Genomic DNA, 19,503 nt, shown 5'->3' with positions numbered 1-19,503 from the left:
ACGCTGGGTCGCGCCAGAGCCAGGATCAGTCGCAATGGGTCGACTTGCCAAAGTAACTCGCAGGTAACTTATGCATTGGCAACTTGCAGCCATAAAGCAGCATCCTGGCTTTTGCCAGAATAATAACGACAGCTTCTGCCTGTCATATTCAATATGGTGTTCCTTGAGGGAGATTCGTCATGAATAAGTCAAATGCCGTCAGCGCCGACTGGCGGCTGTTTCCAGTCACCGAGAAAATTGCCGCAGTGACGCTGGCGGATAACGCGCTCGTTGTGACATGGTCGGACGGGCGCAACAGCCCTTTTCACTTCCAATGGCTGCGCGACAACTGCCCATGCCCCGATTGTGTGTACCAGTTAACCCGCGAACAGGTCTTCGAGATTGCCGACATGCCGCCGGATCTTGCGCCGCAGCTGGCAGGCGCCGCTGCGACTGGCGACCTGACGGTGCGCTGGACCGATGGACATGACAGCCGGTTCCATGCCGGCTGGTTGCGGGCGCACGCCTACGATGACGCATCGCGCGCGGAACGGCGCAACCGCAAACGCCCTGTATTGTGGGAAGCCGAACGCAGCGCATCGTTGCCGACCTTTGCTTTTGATGCGGTGATGCACGACGATGCGGCACTCCATGACTGGCTGATTGCCCTGCGCGAAATCGGCTTGACCCTGATACGCGGCGTGCCGGTTGAAGCAGGCACGGTGGGCCGGGTGGCAAAGCGCATTGCGTTTATCCGGGAAAGCAATTTCGGCCTGCTGTTCGACGTCGCCTCCAAACCCAACCCGGATAGCAACGCCTATACGGCGTTCAATCTGCCGCCGCATACCGACTTGCCAACCAGGGAATTACAGCCGGGCTTGCAATTTCTGCATTGCCTGGAAAACCAGGCGCGCGGCGGCGACAGCATATTTGTGGACGGCTTTGCGGTCGCGACGGCGCTGCGTGAGGAGGCCCCGGACGATTTTCACACCTTGACCACGACCGCGATCGAATTTCGCAACAAGGACCAGCACACGGACTATCGTTGCAGCGCGCCGGCGATCGCGCTGGATGCCGAAGGCAACATCTCCGAAGTCCGTTGCGCAAATTTTTTGCGCGCTCCGTTCGATGTGCCGGCCGATCTCATGCCGCAGCTGTATCGCGCTTACCGCCGCTTCATGCTGCTGGCGCGCGCGCCGCGCTTTCGCCTCTGTCGTCGTCTGGAGGCAGGCGATATGTGGGTATTCGACAATCGCCGGATATTGCATGCCAGAACAGCGTTCGACCCGATGAGCGGCAAGCGCCATTTGCAGGGCTGTTACGTCGACCGCGACGAATTGCTGTCACGCATCCGTGTACTGGAGCGTGACGCGGTATCGGGCCCGGAAGCTGCTCAGCCGAAGGCGCAGTGCCAGAGCATGTCGTGACCAATGCGGGGAGCAGGTCCTGGTGACGTTTGCACAAGACTACCGGCTCAAGATTCGTCGATCAGAAAGTTGCGCTCCGGGGCCTGTAATTGCCCCGTTGTCGTGCCGGTTTCATCCTTCAGATCCACGCCGGACAATTGCCGCCGGCACGACTCGGTCAGCAAATAATGCAGCTTGTGGGCCGCATCTTCGTAGCGCAAACCGGCCGGCCGCACGTTGGAGATGCAATTGCGGCTGGCGTCGGTCAGGCCGACGTGCGGCATCCAGGTCAGGTAGAGGCCCATGCTGTCCGGCGAGCTCAAGCCCGGACGCTCTCCGATGAGTACCACCACCATCCTGGCGCAGAGCAGCTCAGCCACTTCATCACCGACCGCGACCCGCCCCTGTTCGACGATGGCGATCGGCGCGACAGACCAATTCTGCGCCGTCAATTGGGGTAACACGCGTTGCAGAAAAGGTATGGCGTTCTGTGTAATGGCCAGTGCGGATAAGCCATCGGCCACTACGAAGGCAATATCAAAAGGCCGCTCGCGCTGTGCACACTGCATCGCCTCCAGGGTCTGGCGCGATGCGGCATCCAGCCGACGCCCGAGATCCGGGCGTTGCAAATAGGTATTGCGGTCGGTGGCGGCGCTGTGCAGCGTCATGCAGGATTGGCCCTGTGCGGCAAATCCAGCGCAGATGGATGGCAGGTCCAGCGCGAGATGCACCGCATCGCGCGCCTTCGCGTGCGCCAGTTGGAAGGCCAGTTGCGGCGCGGTCGGCAGGCTGACGCCAGCCCGGCCCAGCGCGATGCGGGCATCTGTGAACCGGCGCAACGCCTGCCAGGGGTTGGCGGTAACGGGTTTCTGGTTCATCGATCCGGCCCTCTCAAGACAGGCGCAACAAAGCTTGCCGGAATGCTGGCGGCAGCGCGTCGCTGAGCCGGAACTGCTCATCGGCACTGAATATCTGCATCTTGTGCAACCACGCTTCAAACTCCGGCGCCGGGCGCAAGCCCAGTGTGCGGCGCACATACAACGCATCGTGGAAGGAGGTCGTCTGGTAATTCAGCATGATGTCGTCAGAGCCGGGAATCCCCATCACAAAAGTACAGCCGGCCACCCCGAGCAGGGTTAACAGCACGTCCATGTCGTTCTGGTCGGCTTCGGCATGGTTGGTGTAACAGACGTCGCAGCCCATCGGCAAGCCGAGCAGCTTGGCGCAGAAGTGGTCTTCCAGACCGGCGCGAATAATCTGCTTGCCGTCGTACAGGTATTCGGGGCCGATGAAACCAACCACGGTATTCACCAGCAGCGGCTTGAACCGGCGCGCCACCGCGTAGGCACGGGTTTCGCAGGTCTGCTGATCGACACCGTGATGCGCATTGGCCGACAGCGCGCTGCCCTGGCCGGTCTCAAAATACATCACGTTATCGCCGACAGCGCCGCGTTTCAGCGACAATGCTGCGCTGCGCGCCTCGCCCAGCAGGTCCAGGCTAACGCCGAAGCTGCGGTTGGTGGCCTCGGTGCCGCCGATCGACTGGAACACCAGGTCCACCGGCGCACCACGATTGATCGCTTCGATGGTGTTGGTGACGTGGGTCAGCACGCAGGACTGGGTCGGAATATCGTATTGGGCGATGATGTCATGCATCATCGTCACCAGTTTGATGACTTGCGGCACATTGTCGGTGGCCGGATTGATGCCGAACACCGCATCGCCGCTGCCATACAGCAAGCCATCGAGCAGGCTGGCGGCGATGCCGCTGGCGTCGTCGGTCGGATGGTTCGGCTGCAGGCGGGTCGACATGCGGCCCGGCAGCCCGATCGTGTTGCGAAAGGCGGTCACCACCCGGCACTTCTGTGCCACCAGAATCAGATCCTGGTTGCGCATGATCTTGGACACGGCGGCCGCCATCTCCGGTGTTATGCCTGGCGCCAGTGCAGCCAGCGCGGCACTGTCCACCGCGTCGCCCAGCAGCCAGTTGCGGAAGTCGCCGACCGTCAGGTGGCTGACCGGCGCAAAGGCGGCGGCATCGTGACTGTCGATGATCAGGCGCGTGATCTCGTCGTCTTCGTAGGGGATCAGCGCTTCATTGAGGAAGGTGGCGAGCGGCAACTCAGCCAGCGCCATTTGTGCCACTGCGCGCTGCTCCGCACTGTGCGCGGCAACGCCCGCCAGCATGTCGCCGGAACGCGCCGGCGTGGCCTTGGCCATCAGATCCTTCAGGTCGCGAAAGCCGTAAGTCTTGCTGCCGACGGTGTGGTTGTACTGATGTGTATGCACGGTACTTGTATTGGTCATGATGAGGGAATCCGTTGAGAGTGCTTCGGAACGCTGCATCAGCGGCCCTCCATCAACTTCAGTCTGTGGCTTTCGTCGGCAGCCTGCGGCCGACGAACCCTGACGGCGGCGCTGTTCATGCGGTCAATAGCGGCTCCGACTTGCCGTATTTGATGCTGGTTTCGACCGGCAGCCAGTTGCCGGTCGATTCCTGCCGTCCCTGCAACAGGAAACGCGGGTGCGGGTCCTGTAATTTCTCGGCAGCCAGCTTGGACAGATCGCCGATCTTGCCTTTTTTCATCCGATTGACGATCATTCCTAGCCTGGTATCCGGGAAGTCACACAACATATCGTAATCGCCGTCGCTGTCGCCAGCGACGAAAATCGGGCCATAGCCTTTTTTGCCGGACAGTTCGCGTTTGATCACTTCCGTTTTGCCCGGTCCCCAGTTTAGCGGCCAGCCTTTCAGGTAGGCATTCTTGAAGATACCACCATCGCGCTCCAGGCGCAGGCCCAGGATATTTTGACGCGCCACGTTGTAGCCGTATTTCGGATGGTTGGCGAAGACGGAGACCACGTCTTCCAGCGATGCGGAGCTGACATAGACATCGATGCCGTGATCGCGGAAGGTATCCATCAGATCGCCGATTTCGGCGCACAGGCGAATGCCGTGAAAATGCGTGACGCTGACCACACCGGCTTTGCCAGGTTGCGCAGTGGGGCTGGTGTATTTGGTTTTGGTCAGCGCTGCGCCCAGTGCCGCATCATTCGACGCTTCGGCCAATGCGCTCACCTCGGCGACGCTCATGTTGGCGAAGAAATAAATCACCCACGGATAGCCGACATTAACACCGTGCGTTTCGTTGACTGCTTCATACAGGTAATACAGTTTGGCGCGAAAATCCAGAAACTGGACCGTGGCGCTGATTTCTTCTAGCGTTTTGCTGCCCGCGAACCCCTTGTAGCTGGCATGCAGGAAGGCGTAATCGGCATCGAGATCTGAGCAGATTGATTCCAGCTCAACAACGGTGCCGGTCGCATTCTTGAAATCGGCCGTGAACGGCCCGGACGGAACATTCTGGCGGATGATCGCGCTGAACTCGGCCGGGGTCAGCTTGAATGACAGCGTATTGATCTGATACATCAGCAGCGCTTCTTCACAGTCGTTCATGATGCTGGTGTTGTCCCAGTCGAATACCGCATAAGGACGACGGCCGGCCATATAACCGGGCGCGGTGCTGCCGTGGCTAGCGATCAGGTCCGCTATCAGTTGCCGGTTGCGCGGCGACCATTTGGCGCGGTCCAGACCAACGCCAGTGTTCTTCGCCGCAGCCGCATGGCCGATCACGGACACGCCGGCCAATGCCGCACCGGCTGCGGTCGTCAGCAAGCCACCCAAAAAACCTCTGCGCTCTACTCCCTGTGTCATTTTTTTCATGATGTGTATTCCAGACTAATAGGTGGCCCAACAAAACTGTGATGCAAGCGAGCGTAGCGTATCTGGCTGATGCCAGGAAGCTGTCGGACGCAGGGTATTTTGTAGCCGATTCCCCCTGAGTCCGGCAGGTTCCCGGATCAGCTTCCGACCCACTCCTCTACGGCAGCGACCGCGTTGTCGCGATGGTGGCCGGTCAACAGGAAGTAACCGTAACCAAGTGCCAGGAAAGCCACGAAAATGCCGAAAATCAAGAAATTGTAATAGATCATCGTGGCCATGCAGACACAAGCGCCGAGCAGGGCAAAGGCGGGAAAGACCGGGAAGAACGGTGCACGGAACGGGCGCACCATGTTCGGCTCTTTGCGACGCAACTGGAACAGACTCAGCATGCTGATGATGTACATCAGGATTGCGCCGAACACCGACATGGTGACGATATTGGCGGTCAGGGTCTGGCCGCCGATCTTGATCAGTTCATCGCTGTAAATGGCTGCTATGCCAATTGCGCCGCCCGCCAGAATGGCGCGATGCGGAGTCTTGAAACGCGGATGCACCTTGGCGAAATACGACGGCAGGTAAGCTTCCCGCGACAGCGCGAAAATTTGGCGCGAATAGCCGAGGATGATGCCATGGAAGGATGCGATCAGACCGAACAGACCGAGCCAGACCAGCATGTGCAGCCAGCCGCTGTGTTCGCCGACAATCAGTTTCATCGCTTGCGGCAACGGGTCGTTGATGTTGGCCAGTTTGGTCCAGTCACCAGCGCCGCCGGCAAATACCATAACGCCGATGGCCAGCACCACCAGTGTCAGGATGCCGGTAATGTAGGCGATCGGGATCGAGCGTTTCGGATCTTTGGCTTCTTCTGCCGCCATTGCGACGCCTTCGATCGCGAGGAAGAACCAGATCGCAAACGGAATCGCCGCAAACATGCCGGGAATCGATGCCAGGCTGAAACTGTCATGACCGGACCAGCCGCCCTTGACGAAGTTTGCCATTGAGAAGCCGGGAGAAACCACTCCCATGAACACCAGCAACTCGAAAATGGCGAACAGCGTCACCACCAGCTCGAAAGTGGCGGCAATCTGGACCCCGACGATATTCAGCGCCATGAACACGATATAGGCGCCCAGGGCGGCCGTCTTGGGATCGAGCGACGGGAATTGCACATTCAGGTAGGCGCCGATCGCCAGTGCGATGGCGGGCGGCGCGAACACGAATTCAATCAGGGTGGCGGCGCCCGCCAGATAGCCGCCGGTCTCGCCGAAAGCGCGCTTGCTGTAGGCGAACGGTCCGCCTGCGTGCGGAATCGAGGTAGTCAGTTCGGTGAAGCTGAAGATGAACGTGGCATACATCGCGGCAATGAAAATCGATGTTATCGTGAAGCCGAGCGTGCCGGCGGAAGCCCAGCCGTAGCTCCAGCCGAAGTATTCTCCGGAAATAACCAGGCCGACTGCAATGCCCCATAGTTGCAGGGTGCTGAGTACCGGCTTGAGCATATGTCCACCGTGCAAGTGCGTATTTGGATTCACCTGTATTCTCCTGGTCTCTGATGCCTGTAGTAGTTTTAAAATCGGCCACATAACGGCCAATCGGCTGGCATGGCAATTGCGCTGGCTTTACTATAACAATCCCGATTTTCCGGCGTTATCGAATTTCGGCAAAGTTTAGGGATGACCTCCTGGGTACGATGCGATAGTGCTTTCCTCATCCGAAACCATGCCACGCACCACATCGAGGATGAGCTGCGTATGCTTGCAGTATTCATATTCCGATCCCATATAGAACGGCACGCCATCCAGATTACCCAGATAAATGTCCGTCTCACTGTGATTGAAGTCATAGACCGGAAAGAACGTCGGTGCACTGCCGTCGCAACAGCCACCGGACTGAAAGAAGATCAGAGGACCGTGCTTTTCGCGCAGCGTCCGGATCAGTTCCAGCACCGCCTCACTGGCCCAAACGCGCGAAATAAGATGTTGCATGGAATTACCCTCTATCAAAAAACCTCAGGCGCGCCAGGGAATTTACGCGGGCGCCTGATGAGTCACTTCAGATCCTGCCTGCGACTATTCATGCGCCAGAGTCGATTGACGGGTATGGCTTTTGCTTGATTTTGACTATAGCAAGCCCTGTTTTCTGGCGTTATCGAATTTCGGCAAAGTTTCACCATGACCTTTGGAATGCATGCAAGGTATGGGTAAAGTAGGCCGGAACAGGGTATGTAATTCGTCGCAAGTTAACTATTGGAAGAAAGTGCAAGATGTCGATTACATCGAATCCGCAGCGCAAGGTCGCCGTCGAGGCTGTGCCATTTCTGAACAGCTTGCACCACATTCGAACAGTCGAAGCATATGATGCCGATGACCATGCATGCAATTTGACCGCATGGGAGCAGAGTTACGATCAGATTACGCCGGGGCAATTTCATGGCGTTCTGGCCGAATTGCAAATGCCGCAGATGCAGGTATTTCTTGAGCAAACCAGCCAGGCTGTACGCCAATCCTGCTGTGTCTGGCCAGACGCGTTCTGGTTCGGTCTGCAAGGGCATGCGGATAGCGGACGCATCAATGGGCGTATCAATGGGCGCTTGGGCGACGCGGACGCGATCATGGTGCGGCCGGGCAATTGCGAGTTTGAGCTGGTGACGCCGGCCGATTACGCCATCTACGGGATTGTTATCCAGCGCAATGCCTTGTTGTGGGCCGCCGACCAGATGGGCTGCCGGATTGATTGGTCACAACTGGCAAGTGCCGAAGTCTTGCATGTAGCGGAGCCGGCAAAGACAGCCTGCCTGCAGACGCTGGCATGTCTGCTCTCGGCAGATGTTGTGTTCAGTGAGTGCAATCCGGCCGCCAGCCTTGAATTTCCACAGCAAGCCGTGATGATGGCGATGCTGTCCATGCTGGATACCAGCGAGGTAGACAGTGCCGTCAGCAACAGCTTCATGCGACGCCAGCGCATCGTTGCGCAGGCGCGCGATTATGTCCTGGCGCACCGCGATCAGGTGATTACTGTGCCAGAACTGTGCGGACGCCTGCACGTCAGTCGCCGCACCCTGCAATATTGTTTCGAAGACGTGCTGGGTATCAGTCCGATACAGTATCTGCGCATCATCCGTCTCAACGGCGCACGCCGGCACCTGCGGGAAGATTTGTCCGGCAGTCGGACGGTGCGGGATGTTGCTGCAGATTGGGGATTTTGGCATTTCAGCCAGTTTTCCAGTGACTACCGGAAATTATTTGGGCAGAGTCCATCCGAATCGTTGCGACAGCGCACTCTTAATACCCAAGTCTGTCACGTTGCGCAAAGATAAATAGTTTAGTTCAGCTGTCCTGCAACTCGCTCAGAATCCAGTCGCGGAACTTGATCACAGCGGGTTTGCTGGCGTTTTTTTCGGGATAAGTCAGGTAATAGGATTGCGGGCTTTTGACAGCGAGTGGAAACGGCACATACAACTGCCCCGAGCCGATCTCCACCTCGACCAGAAACTTCGGCATGAGGGCAATGCCCAAACCCGCGACGGCGGCCTGGATCACCATCAACAATTGCTCGAAGCGCGGGCCGGACAATGCGTTCGGACAGTCCACGCCGGCATGCTGGAACCAGTCCTGCCAGGCTAGCGGCCGGGTCGTGTGCTGCAGCAGCGTCATGCGCGTCATATCCTCAATGCTGCGGACCTCCTTGCTCATGGCCGGGCTGCATACCGGCACCACTTCTTCGCCTATCAGGCGGACCATCACCGCGCCGGGCCAGTCGGGTTCACCGAAATGGATTGCGGCGTCGACCTGCCGGGTGTTGAAGTCAAACGGCAGCACTTCCGTGCTCAGATTGGGGATCACATCCGGATACGCGGCGGTAAATTTCGGCAACCGGGGGATCAGCCATTTGATGCCGAAGGTCGGCAGGGTTGCCAGGTTGAACATGCCGGCGGAATTCTTGTAGGCCATGACCTGAAAGGTCGCTATTTCGACCTGTTTCAGGGTTGCCGCTATCTGTATCGCATATTCGCGCCCGGCTTCGGTCAGGATCAGCCTGTGGTTCACCCGTTCGAACAGCTTGACGCCGAGATAGGTTTCCAGCGTCGCCAGTTGACGGCTAACCGCGCCCTGCGTCATGTGCAGCTCATGCGCCGCCTTGGTAAACGACAGATGACGCGCCGCCGTGTCAAAGGCGATCAGGCAGGACGTGGAGGGGATAAATCTTCGCATGTTTTACGCAATCGTTATGGACGCATGAAAAAGGCTCACGAACCCTGCTGGGCTGTGAGCCTGGACAAACATGGTGGCATCTAGACTTTACCCCTAAGTGACATTAGGGATTTTGAATGTTAGAAGCTTGCTTGCCTTTGGGGCCTTGCGTGACATCGAACGTGACTTTTTGCCCTTCTTTGAGGGTCTTGAAGCCGCCCATTTGGATCGCAGAGAAGTGTGCGAACAAATCTTCACCGCCGTCATCCGGGGTGATAAAGCCAAAGCCTTTGGAGTCGTTGAACCACTTGACGGTACCTGTTGCCATAATGCATCTTTCAAAGATTACACACCATACGAGCTGCAAAAGCGCGAGTCCGCGCGTACGCCACCCCCACCTCAGCTGCTCCCCTTGTATTAACAAGTATCAAACGAAATACTTACCAATAGTAATCCATTGTTTTCGTAAAAATTTTGAAAGTCAAGTAATGTTGCGTCAAAAGGGGCTCCTGGCACCGCACGAATTGGCTACAACAATGGCGTAGTGGTCGGAGCCACAAAGGCCTGTCCAAACGCTTCGCCATTTCACTTTGCAGTTAGAAGGCGTTTTGCACCCGCGTTATCATCGCCCGTACAGCGTCTGAAGCCCGGATAGGAGTCATTTCGATTCCTGGATGCGCAGCCTTAAATACTCTGAATACCTCATCTGCAAACCCCTGGCCTATTTCGTCGACCCCCGAAAAGTCGAGAATTACAGTATGAAACCGCTCAAATCTTCGGGTCAGTCTCTTGGCCTGTGATCGAGAAACCAATTTTTCTCCTTCGTACTGAGCCAACTTCACCGGAACAATGGTTTTAGCGAACGAAAATTCTTCGGGAAGCGCGAAACGATCAAACACTTCCTTTGTTGTGCGAGTGCTATCGTTATCCAACTGCATGACAACCAACGTTCCTTGCTTGTTTTTTGGTCGCTCAAACAAAACATCAGGCTCATCGGAGTCATGTAAAAAATATAATGCCCCAGACTGTATGGAAAAGTGGTCAAACATCTTGGACGAGAAAAATATGCCCTCACCAGAATGATTAGCCGGATCGGTAGTGAATTTTCCTTTTGCCAGTTCCAGAATCGACTCCCTCGGATCGTATAGTTTCAGAGCATGCTGGATCTTTAAGAAAATACCCTCGCCACTGTCCGATACATATCCCCTGGTAAAAAGTGCGTTCCTGGTCAAGCCGATCTGGACGGTATCTGATCCAGAATGGTCAATTGCATTGTTAATCATCTCAGTCATGCCGTGGTGCCAGATTCCGCGGACATTCTCGGGAAAATCCTTTGTTGCGGGAGCGCCTAGTTCGCGCCAGACATCATCCTCCGATAGTCCTTCCTTCTTGTAATCCTTCACGACCTTGGCCGTATCCAGTAAGGCATACTTTGTACCGCGCCCTATTCCTCCGGATGAAATTAAACCAGCGTCACGCATTTGTGCCAATCGCGCACTCGCAGCCTGCCTGGAAATTCCCTCTTGCTCTGCAAGACGAACCGCGACATTACTGCCACTCTCATGAATGAGGCGACCAATTGATGCGATTTTTTGTACGTTTTGCATTGGAGAATCACCCTATTTGAATAGGATAATTGTAAAGGCATGGAGCGATAATTGTAAAGCAACCCTTTACCATTCTATTTTTGCACCTTAGGCGGCGTCCATGCCATTTGTTCACGATCTTACGGCCTCAATCATCAAAGCTTATTGAAAGTGAACGTTGCCGCATAACATCTCCGGCATCATCAATCGCTCCAGCGAACCGGCCAGGTGCCGGACAGGCTGCGGCGTATATTTTTCATAATATGCGCGGTTGTAGGGGCCAATACCGTGTTCTGCGCTATAACTGCCGGAGAATCTTTCCACGACGACATCCAGCAAGACGTCGCGCAATTCCTGAATCTGATCGGGACTGAGCGCCTGTGGTCCATCTTTGGGCCCCACCAGGTTGTAATGCAAGCCGCCATCGGCCACATGGCCAAAGTCACAAATGCGAATGCCCGGGAAGTTCTCCGTCAGCCACGCCTCGCCCCAGCAGCGGAACGCGGACCAATGACGCCTTGGCAGGCAAATGTCAAAGGCGATGACTTTCCCCTCATTGCGCAAGGCCTCGCTGATGCCGTGGCGAATACGCCATAGCATTTCCTGGTCGCCAAATATCGCATCCGCTATCAACCCGGCCTCGAACGTTTCGGCCAGGGTCTCTTGCAGCAGGGTTTCGAGCGGCAATTTGTCCGGCGGCAAATTGGTAACGAGTTCGATTAACAAGGCGTAAGGCGGGAGCACGCCATCCGCAAAGGGATTCCTCACCGACGGCTGGTGACGAAATACGGCTTGCATCGCGCAGTCCGACATGCCTTCTATCGAAGCGATGAATTCCGGCACAGCGCGCTCCAGCGCTGCCAGCAATGGCACCACCGATGCCGACGAGGCCGGCACTGCCAGCGCGGTCACCCGTTGCGCAGGTTGCGGGTGCAGACGCAACGTCGCCCGCAGAATCACGCCAAATGCGCCGCCGGTGCCGCATAGCAAATGTTTGAATTCGACCCCTGTATTGTTCTTTCGCAATGGGCTGCCGAACGTCAGCAGCGCGCCTCCGCCGGACGGCAACCAGGCCTCTAGCGCACACAAATTAGCCCTTACATCGCCATACTTGATCAGGCGCGCACCGCCGGTATTGGCGGCAATCATGCCGCCAATACTCGGGTCGGCACTGAGATCAATCGGAAAACACAAACCGAATTTTTCAGCGGCGTCGTTGAGTTCCGACAGACGAACGCCCGCGCTCACCGTGGCGGTCCGTTCCACCGGATCGATCTGAATGGTTTCCTTGAGCCGGTCCAGACTCAGTACGAACTGTTCGCCGCTGGCGTCGGGTGTAGCAGCCGCGACCAGCCCGGTATTCGCGCCTTGCAGGACAAAAGCAGCGCCATGCGCATGGAGCGCCGCCAGCACCGCCTCAGCCTGCGTTACGCTGCGGGGACGCAGCACTGCCTGCGCCCGCCCCAGTCCATAGCGCGCTCCCAGTTCATAGGGCGCGCAGTCATTTTTTTCCTGTAGCAAACCTGCGGATCCGAGTATCTCGGTAAGAGACGCGATGAGTGTTGGGTGCATGGGAATATCGCCGCGCTTCAGGCGGCCGCCTTGTCTGTCGCCGTCATCTTGAAAATGGCGGTTGCATTGCCGCTGTCGAATCCCAGGTCCAGGGTGCTATCGCCATGCGCAGTAAGAGTGAAATCTCGGGAGATGAATTCGTAAAAGGAGCCGGGAACGCGGCGCACCACACACCCGCCCGGCGTGCGAAACACACGTTCAACTTCAGCGGCGCGATACGCGGTTTGGCGCATTGTGCCGCGCGCCGCGACCTCGATTTTTGGCTTGATCGAGCGGCCGAGCTTTTGTTGTTCGGCCGCCAGCGCCGCCAGATCCGGGACCCGATCGGTCACATGGTTGAATGCATTGCCTTCGGTTGCAATCCATGCCATTTCCTGCGATTCCTGCAGCAGGATTTCATAGTCGGAAAGCGCAGGCACCTCATGCTGGCACGCAAAACAGCGTACCAGCGACTGTAGTAAAGATAGCGCTTCCCGCACCGGCAACGCGCCGGCTTGTTCCAGTTCCTTCAGCGCGGCCAGGTCGGCAGCGCAGAGCGGGTCTGTCGAGTTCTCGACAACCCGTGCAGCGGCGTCCTGGAAGCCGGGTGAAAACTGATCGACATGTAATTCGCTCACGAAAAACTGCGGCATCTCAAGCGGCATATCCGCATGGATATAGGCGCGCCCGGTCATTCTGAGACGCGGCAGCGGATACGTTTCGTTGAGACGATAACCGAGCGGTAGCAAAAATCGCGTAATAGCCGACTCTCCGGAAGGTATCCGGCCGGATTGTTCCGAGCCGACAGTGCGCACAGCGCCATGATCGAAAAAAACCGGCCGGCCGATTGCCCGCGCATCTTCGGTATAGGCCTTGCCTTCCGGCACCCGATCGAGCAGATCGCGGAACAGAACGACGTTCATGGCAAACGCTATTTCGGCACGCGCAGCAAGAGTGGGGGCGGGAACGAGCGCCGCAGCGCGCCCGGAGCCGTCGCTGAATTGTGCTGGAATGTGCATCAGACGGAGCATACGTTGGCTCTCCGCCATCCCCAGATACGCGGTCAGTAAATATTCGAGAGTAGTCATGTGTGTCTTCGTGTGTTTTGTATTCGTGAAAGGCTCCGCAACCCGTTTCGTGGGTGTATCGATACCTGTTGCGCTTGATTATCGTTAGCGCGGAAACACCGTACAAGCGAATAGTTATTGTTGGGGTATTCCCTTTTCGAATACCTTGTTTTGGTCAAATCGGCGGCATAATGATGCCTTGTTGCCATAGCGCCAGCCTTATTCATGAGACGAAACTTCCCGCCATTGCCCGCTCTCCTCGCGTTCGAGACGGTCTATCGACTGCAAAGCATCAGCGCGGCCGCCAATGAAATGGCGCTTACGCAAAGCGCCGTGAGTAAAAAAATCCAGGTCCTCGAGACGTTTTTCAAGCAGCCCTTGTTTGAGCGCCATGCTACGGGCTTGAGACGCACTGCCGTTGCGGAACTTCTATGGGCGCGCATGCCGCCCTGCCTGGACGAACTGGAAGGGGTAATGCTGGAAGTATTGGCGTCGCGACATGGCGGCGGCGTGCTGAATCTGGCGGTGCTGCCAACCTTTGCGACCAAATGGCTGATGCCAAGATTGCCGAAATTGTACGAAACCTATCCGGATTTGACCGTCAATCTGAGCATCGAGCTTGACCACTTTGAATTCGGCGGGAGCGGCGTGGATGCGGGCATCGTGTTCGGCTCGCCCGACTGGCGCCATTGCGAGCATTACCTGATTACCGAAGAAGAGCAGGTGCCGGTATGCAGTCCCGCCTTCATCAAGCGCCATGGTCGTCCCAGGCGGCAAGCGGATCTCGAAAACTTTACCTTGCTGCATCAGACTTCACGACCGCATGCGTGGCCGCATTGGCTGGAGCAACACGGCATGGTGGTGCCGCCTATCCTGCCCGGCCATCGCTTTGATTTGTTTTCGATGGCGGCAGAAGCCGCCAAAGCCGGGCTCGGCATTGCACTATTGCCACTGATGTTTGTCGCCGACGAGATACAGCAGCGCTCCCTGATCAAATTATTTCCCGAAGAAAAAAATTCCGATGGCGCCTACTATCTGATCCATCCCAAGCGCAAGTCGACCATACCTGGACTGATCTCCTTTAAACAATGGTTGCTGGCGGAGGCGGCGCAGGGATAGTCGCCGGAGAATCGGCACCCTACTCTTGTTTGCCTTGCTTCTTTGCGCTCATCATCCATCTTTCCAGACGTTTCGCGCGCTCCTGCGCTGTCCCGCCCCCACGTGCCGCAGCAGCAACAGCAGCTGCGCCGCGGTTGACCGACTGGTCGTCCGCCATCAGCATCTCGCCGTACGCCACTAATGACTCCTGATTATTGTCTAGCGGGGTATCCGCCGGCACGGTTGCACTTTCAGCGGGAACAGCGATTGAGCCGGGCGTGTCATTGCGCGGCGACGACAACGATATTGCGTGTGCAAAACTCGCAATCGCATTGATGCCGGGCGCGGGTTCGGTACGTCGGCAGAGGTGTGGCATGTCCCATTTTTCGCATAGATAGCGCAATATGCTGGTGTGGTCATACAGCGTGTGGTCAACGCCTTGCCGGACATACGGCGACACCAGTATTGCCGGGACGCGCACGCCGAGCTGGGTGAAAGCGAAATTGGCGGTATTCTCATCCGGCGCCACGGTCGGCGGCGGTGTTACATGATCGTAAAATCCGCCGTGTTCGTCGTACGTAATAATCAGCAATGTCGATTTCCACAAAGCATCGTTGGCGCGGATGGTGTTATAGATCGTCGCAATCAAACGTTCGCCTTCCGTCACGCCGGCTGGTGGATGCTGGTCATTTTCAGGCCCATTGACGCCATCGAAGTAGCGCGCTTCGATGAAGGCATATTCAGGAAAATCGCCCCCTTGCCCGGCATCGCGCGCGAATTCCGTCATGGAAGCATACGCACCGGTCAAAAGCTTCCACTTGAGTTTATCCAGGATGACCGACTGCGGAAAACCATCATGGTAGATTTTCCATGACTTGTTTGCGTCATCAAGGCGGTTATAGATAGTCGCTTGTGTGTAGCGCCCCCAGATTTCACGCATGGAGGCCGGATCTTTTGCCTCAGGCATCAGGACGTCGCCAAGACTGGTGCCGCTATGCACGAACAGCCGGTTTTGCCAGGTTGGTCCCGGCATGGATGAAAACCAGTGATCGCAGATCAGGAAATTTTTTGCCAGGGTATGCAGCACCGGCAGGCTGCCATCTTTAAAATACGCCATTACCTGCGCCAGATCAGCGCTGGACGCTGTCGGGTTGGCGGCGCGATAGGAATTGACGAAGCCTCCCATATTTCCCTTGATCTGAATGGCGACGTCGGCAAATTCGTGGGGCACCTTAAACTGTGGACCCACCACTGCGTCCGCATTATCTTTTTGCGGATAGGCGATCTGGCTCTGGCTGTCGGTATTCACCCCGGCGCTGTTTGGGTCGACACCTTCGATGTCGGCATTGAAGGAGGCACGAAGCGCGCCCAGCATGTGGTCAAACGAGCGGTTTTCCAGCATCAGCACGACTACATGCTTGATCGGATCGCCATCGACCACACCCGACGCCATCTGGTGCGTGGCATTCTGGAGCTGGCGCTGGGCCGGACGCGGCGTCGGCGTACCGCTTGCGCGTCGATAAACACGCCCGGTATTCAGATCGTCTTTGATTTCGGCGCGCTGGGCTGCCATCGGATCGTTGCCGAAGAACTTTCCGTCCTTGACTTCCTCCGGATCGAAAAATCCAATGTATCCGCCTGGATTGACGCTGAACGCGGCCAGGCTCGAACCGCAGAAATCGTGCCTGGCGCCACGCTGGCCACCCTCTGAAAAATATTCCGGCAACACGAAATTGGAAACGCTCACGCCATCGATTTCATAACTCTGCGCTTGCACTGCATCGCACATTTCAAAATAGTGATAGACGCGACGGCCTGCTATTTGCGGGTGCGGTCCTTTGACCAGGAGGTTGCATAAGGGATCCGCAAGCAGCTCGAGCGCCTCGTGCGAGAGTGTTGTGGTCCATTCGTCCCCCAGCTGCTTGCATACATCCAGGAACACGAAGCCGTAGGGAATGCCGTTCAGATTGCGGTCGTGATAGCCGATGGCATCGTTTGAGCGGGTCGAATCCAGGATATACAGAATGGCGTCGCCGCGCAGTTCTTTGAGACTTTTCAAATCGGCATGACGTCCGGCAGGCCCCTCCAGCCGCAGCCTGCCGCCAAAGGCCCAGTACGGCTCGAAGTCCTCGGAAATCTGGCGGTTAATCGCGCGCACCGCACGGTGAAGATCACGATCTGAAATGGCATTGGAACGATTGACCACAGAAATTTGATACATGATTGCGCCTCTCCCTCGGCATGGCCGCTTGCGATTGTTCTTTTTACACTGCATGACTCTACACCGGAGAAGCCGCGGCGCTGCATTCTTCGATGGCGGATGCATACGCCGCGCCTGGCTGTTGAGCAGTGCCACGATCGCAGCTAGCTAAAAATGTTAGCGGAATCGCGGACTGTGATTGCCGATGTAAAGATGCCGGCGTGCGCTGCCTAACCCCCGGCTGCGACCCGCTTGGCAATCTCCGCGACATGCCGGCCCTGAAACTGCGCGATGGCCAGTTCGTTTTCGCTGGGTTGACGGGCGCCGTCGCCACCGGTCAATGTTGAAGCGCCATACGGCGTTCCGCCGCTGATTTCAGCCATGTTCAGCAAGCGCGTCTCCGAATAGGGAACGCCGACAATCACCATGCCTTGATGCAGCAGCGTAGAGTGGAAGCTGGTGATGGTGGTTTCCTGCCCGCCGTGCTGGCTGGCAGTGCTGGTGAATACGCTGCCGACTTTCCCAACCAGTCCGCCACTCATCCACAAGCCGCCGGTCTGATCCAGGAAATTACGCATCTGGGCGCACATGTTGCCGAAGCGGGTAGGCGTACCGAAAATGATGGCATCGGCATCGGCCAGCTGCTCCGTGTTTGCAATCGGGATATGGGCAAACGCAGCCCGCGCCGCCTTGGCCCCGCTCTTCTCCAGCACATCGTCAGGCACCAGTTCCTGCACCTGATAGAGCGTTACGTCAACGTCCGGCACCTCCCTCGCGCCGGCCGCAATCGCTTCCGCCATTTTATAAACGTGACCGTACATACTGTAAAACACAACTTGGATCTTGGTTGCCATCTTGCGCTCCTGGTAATTGACGATTATGACGCTTGAACATCCTCGGTTTGCCGCGGACCGAAGACAAAAAAAGTCGGTTTGACGCCTGCTTCCGCAAGGTTCCGCCTCTGTAGAGTGCCGCAGATCAAGTCGGCGCTAACATGAAAAATACACCTTATTTCAAGTTCTTTGAAGCGCCAGGCGAAGATTGCATTAACGGCTGTTATGGCTTAAGAATAGGTATGGGGCTGATCGGCCTTGCCGAAGGCGGGCTGACAACTTTTGCTTTCCCGGCGGGAGTTTATTTCTTTGCTTTTCATCAAGGAGTCAGTGCGATGTTTACCCTATTTAAACATCATCGTATCCAGGATTATTGGGAGCGGCATATCCATGCTATCGCCATGCTCTCAGGGAGCCTGGCGTTCATCGCCTTCGTGCTTGCAATCTGTTTCGCATTGCTCCTCTTCAGCGATACGACCGCGATGCTTTTGCAGTTGCTGCAATGGATAGGCAGGGACTGCCTCTGGTGCACGATCACCCCGTCCTGAGGGTTATTCAGAATCTACAGCAACGGGAAGCCGGTCGAACTTTTGATCTCGCGCAGCGACAGCATCGATTCGACTGACGTCACGCCGGGCAAGCTGCGCAGCACGTCCGTCATGAAAATGCCGTAGTCCGTAATATCGCGCGCAACCACTTCCAGGAAATAGTCCGCGCTGCCGGAAACGTTATGGCACGAAATGATGCGTGGCATGCCTTGAATCTCGCGTTCGAATCTGCTTGAGACTGCAACGTCGTGGACTGCGAAGCGCACCTGAACGAACGCGACGACCCCGATGCCGGTCGCTTTGCGCGACAAAACGCCACGGTAATAGTCAATATATCCTTCGTTTTCCAGGCGTTTCAGCCGCCGCGCGCACGGCGTTTCGCTCAGTCCTATGCTCTCGGCAAGTTTTGCGTTCGAGATGCGTCCATCGCGTTGAATCACGGCAAGTATCGCCAAATCGGTCTTATCCAGATCATGCATAGGGAAAATCCATCAAGTTAGTTGATTTGTTGGAGTATTCCACTATTTCAATCAATAATGAAGCGGTATTTCGCCGAAATCCTCTCATCACATTGCGGCAATATGGAGCCCTGAAAAAGGAGCTTCAATTGGTCTCAATCGATTCATTATTTGCGTTCTGCGGCGCATTAGTCATCATTTACGCGTTACCGGGACCCGATATGGCCCTGATTCTGACGACCAGCGCGCGCAGCGGCTGGCGCGCGGGACTGACGGCAAGCGGCGGCCTCGCCATTGCACGTAGCGCCCACGTTACGCTTTCCGCCTGCGGCATCGCGGCGCTGCTGCAACACTCGCCTTGGCTATACAACGCGGTACGCTACGCGGGCGCGCTGTATCTGGCATACGTGGCGTTGCAGATTTTCCGGTCGCCGGCTTTTGCGATTAAGCAGGCTGACGCCGAAAAAGACCTTGCCGGTGCGGCGCTCCCGCTTTTTATGAAGGGCATGCTGACCAACCTGTTGAATCCGAAAGCGTTGCTGTTTTGTTCGGTATTGTTGCCGCAATTCATCACACCGAAGCAAGGGTCGGTCGTTATCCAGATGGTCGAACTAGGCGTCATCCTGGTGCTTGCCGGCAGCATCTTTGATACCGCTTATGCAATCGGCGCCTCGCGTATTTCAAACTGGCTCGCGCAGCATCCATTAGCGCAGACAGTGCAGCGCTGGACCTTTTCGGCCGCGCTGCTGGGCTTTGCCTTGCGCCTGTCGGTCGACTAGACAAATGTATTGACCTGCCGCCCCGCGCCGCCTTCTTGCCCCCTATTCATGCCATCCTCAGTAACAGCTAAGTCTTTGTGATTA

General features: G+C 56.9%; 18 protein-coding genes. 5 read left to right on the top strand and 13 right to left on the bottom strand.

The genetic code is table 11. From position 1 onward, the window contains the following. Positions 1–179: 179 nt before the first annotated feature. On the top strand, positions 180–1,406 hold the full coding sequence (locus AC3CHX_RS10105; protein WP_488643880.1) for a gamma-butyrobetaine dioxygenase: 1,227 nt from the start codon (positions 180–182) through the stop codon (positions 1,404–1,406). 47 nt (positions 1,407–1,453) lie between these two features. Here the strand turns inward: AC3CHX_RS10105 and eutC are convergent, their stop codons facing one another. From eutC to AC3CHX_RS10080, 5 genes are all read right to left on the bottom strand, one after another. After that, the gene (gene eutC / locus AC3CHX_RS10100; RefSeq protein WP_488643879.1) at positions 1,454–2,263 is read right to left on the bottom strand and encodes an ethanolamine ammonia-lyase subunit EutC; all 810 of its coding nucleotides are present in this window, start codon (positions 2,261–2,263) and stop codon (positions 1,454–1,456) included. A gap of 13 nt (positions 2,264–2,276) precedes the next feature. Continuing rightward, on the bottom strand, positions 2,277–3,692 hold the full coding sequence (locus tag AC3CHX_RS10095; protein WP_488643878.1) for an ethanolamine ammonia-lyase subunit EutB: 1,416 nt from the start codon (positions 3,690–3,692) through the stop codon (positions 2,277–2,279). A 115-nt stretch (positions 3,693–3,807) separates the two neighbouring features. After that, the gene (locus AC3CHX_RS10090; RefSeq protein ID WP_488643877.1) at positions 3,808–5,109 is read right to left on the bottom strand and encodes an HAD family hydrolase; all 1,302 of its coding nucleotides are present in this window, start codon (positions 5,107–5,109) and stop codon (positions 3,808–3,810) included. A gap of 137 nt (positions 5,110–5,246) precedes the next feature. Further along, a complete protein-coding gene (gene eat / locus AC3CHX_RS10085; RefSeq protein WP_488644789.1) occupies positions 5,247–6,608 on the bottom strand; it encodes an ethanolamine permease in 1,362 nt (453 codons plus the stop codon). Positions 6,609–6,776: 168 nt separating this feature from the next. After that, positions 6,777–7,094, bottom strand: coding sequence for a DUF779 domain-containing protein (locus AC3CHX_RS10080; protein ID WP_488643876.1), 318 nt, complete (start codon positions 7,092–7,094; stop codon positions 6,777–6,779). Between the two features lie 278 nt (positions 7,095–7,372). Between AC3CHX_RS10080 and AC3CHX_RS10075 the strand changes: the two genes are divergently transcribed. Next, positions 7,373–8,425 carry a helix-turn-helix domain-containing protein gene (locus tag AC3CHX_RS10075; protein ID WP_488643875.1) on the top strand — a complete coding sequence of 351 codons (1,053 nt, stop codon included), beginning with the start codon at positions 7,373–7,375 and terminating at the stop codon, positions 8,423–8,425. A gap of 10 nt (positions 8,426–8,435) precedes the next feature. On the opposite strand, the gene gcvA is transcribed toward AC3CHX_RS10075, so the two are convergent. From gcvA to AC3CHX_RS10050, 5 genes are all read right to left on the bottom strand, one after another. Continuing rightward, positions 8,436–9,320: a transcriptional regulator GcvA gene (gene gcvA, locus AC3CHX_RS10070; protein ID WP_488643874.1), complete on the bottom strand. Its 885-nt coding sequence runs from the start codon at positions 9,318–9,320 to the stop codon at positions 8,436–8,438. Positions 9,321–9,423: 103 nt separating this feature from the next. After that, positions 9,424–9,627 carry a cold-shock protein gene (locus AC3CHX_RS10065; protein WP_168057001.1) on the bottom strand — a complete coding sequence of 68 codons (204 nt, stop codon included), beginning with the start codon at positions 9,625–9,627 and terminating at the stop codon, positions 9,424–9,426. A 268-nt stretch (positions 9,628–9,895) separates the two neighbouring features. After that, positions 9,896–10,906 (bottom strand): STAS-like domain-containing protein, encoded by a 1,011-nt coding sequence (locus AC3CHX_RS10060; protein ID WP_488643873.1) that lies wholly within the window; start codon positions 10,904–10,906, stop codon positions 9,896–9,898. Positions 10,907–11,047: 141 nt separating this feature from the next. Then, on the bottom strand, positions 11,048–12,457 hold the full coding sequence (locus AC3CHX_RS10055) for an FAD-binding oxidoreductase (RefSeq protein WP_488643872.1): 1,410 nt from the start codon (positions 12,455–12,457) through the stop codon (positions 11,048–11,050). A 17-nt stretch (positions 12,458–12,474) separates the two neighbouring features. Further along, entirely contained in the window at positions 12,475–13,524 is a 1,050-nt protein-coding gene (locus AC3CHX_RS10050) for a 2-oxoadipate dioxygenase/decarboxylase family protein (RefSeq protein WP_488643871.1), read from the bottom strand. A 204-nt stretch (positions 13,525–13,728) separates the two neighbouring features. Between AC3CHX_RS10050 and AC3CHX_RS10045 the strand changes: the two genes are divergently transcribed. Then, positions 13,729–14,622, top strand: a complete 894-nt coding sequence (locus AC3CHX_RS10045; protein WP_488643870.1) for a LysR family transcriptional regulator — start codon at positions 13,729–13,731, stop codon at positions 14,620–14,622. Between the two features lie 19 nt (positions 14,623–14,641). On the opposite strand, the gene AC3CHX_RS10040 is transcribed toward AC3CHX_RS10045, so the two are convergent. Continuing rightward, a complete protein-coding gene (locus tag AC3CHX_RS10040) occupies positions 14,642–16,822 on the bottom strand; it encodes an alkaline phosphatase family protein (RefSeq protein ID WP_488643869.1) in 2,181 nt (726 codons plus the stop codon). A gap of 209 nt (positions 16,823–17,031) precedes the next feature. Beyond that, the gene (gene wrbA, locus AC3CHX_RS10035; protein ID WP_488643868.1) at positions 17,032–17,655 is read right to left on the bottom strand and encodes an NAD(P)H:quinone oxidoreductase; all 624 of its coding nucleotides are present in this window, start codon (positions 17,653–17,655) and stop codon (positions 17,032–17,034) included. Between the two features lie 140 nt (positions 17,656–17,795). On the opposite strand from wrbA, the gene AC3CHX_RS10030 reads away from it, so the two are divergent. Further along, positions 17,796–18,182 (top strand): hypothetical protein, encoded by a 387-nt coding sequence (locus tag AC3CHX_RS10030; RefSeq protein ID WP_488643867.1) that lies wholly within the window; start codon positions 17,796–17,798, stop codon positions 18,180–18,182. Between the two features lie 14 nt (positions 18,183–18,196). Here the strand turns inward: AC3CHX_RS10030 and AC3CHX_RS10025 are convergent, their stop codons facing one another. Then, positions 18,197–18,661 carry an Lrp/AsnC family transcriptional regulator gene (locus AC3CHX_RS10025; RefSeq protein ID WP_488643866.1) on the bottom strand — a complete coding sequence of 155 codons (465 nt, stop codon included), beginning with the start codon at positions 18,659–18,661 and terminating at the stop codon, positions 18,197–18,199. 128 nt (positions 18,662–18,789) lie between these two features. Between AC3CHX_RS10025 and AC3CHX_RS10020 the strand changes: the two genes are divergently transcribed. Then, on the top strand, positions 18,790–19,419 hold the full coding sequence (locus AC3CHX_RS10020; RefSeq protein ID WP_488643865.1) for a LysE family translocator: 630 nt from the start codon (positions 18,790–18,792) through the stop codon (positions 19,417–19,419). Positions 19,420–19,503: the final 84 nt, after the last annotated feature.

Source organism: Glaciimonas sp. OK215 (assembly GCF_057787885.1).
The sequence above is the reverse complement of the archived record's forward strand: the minus strand, read 5'-3'. Positions and strand labels throughout refer to the sequence as shown.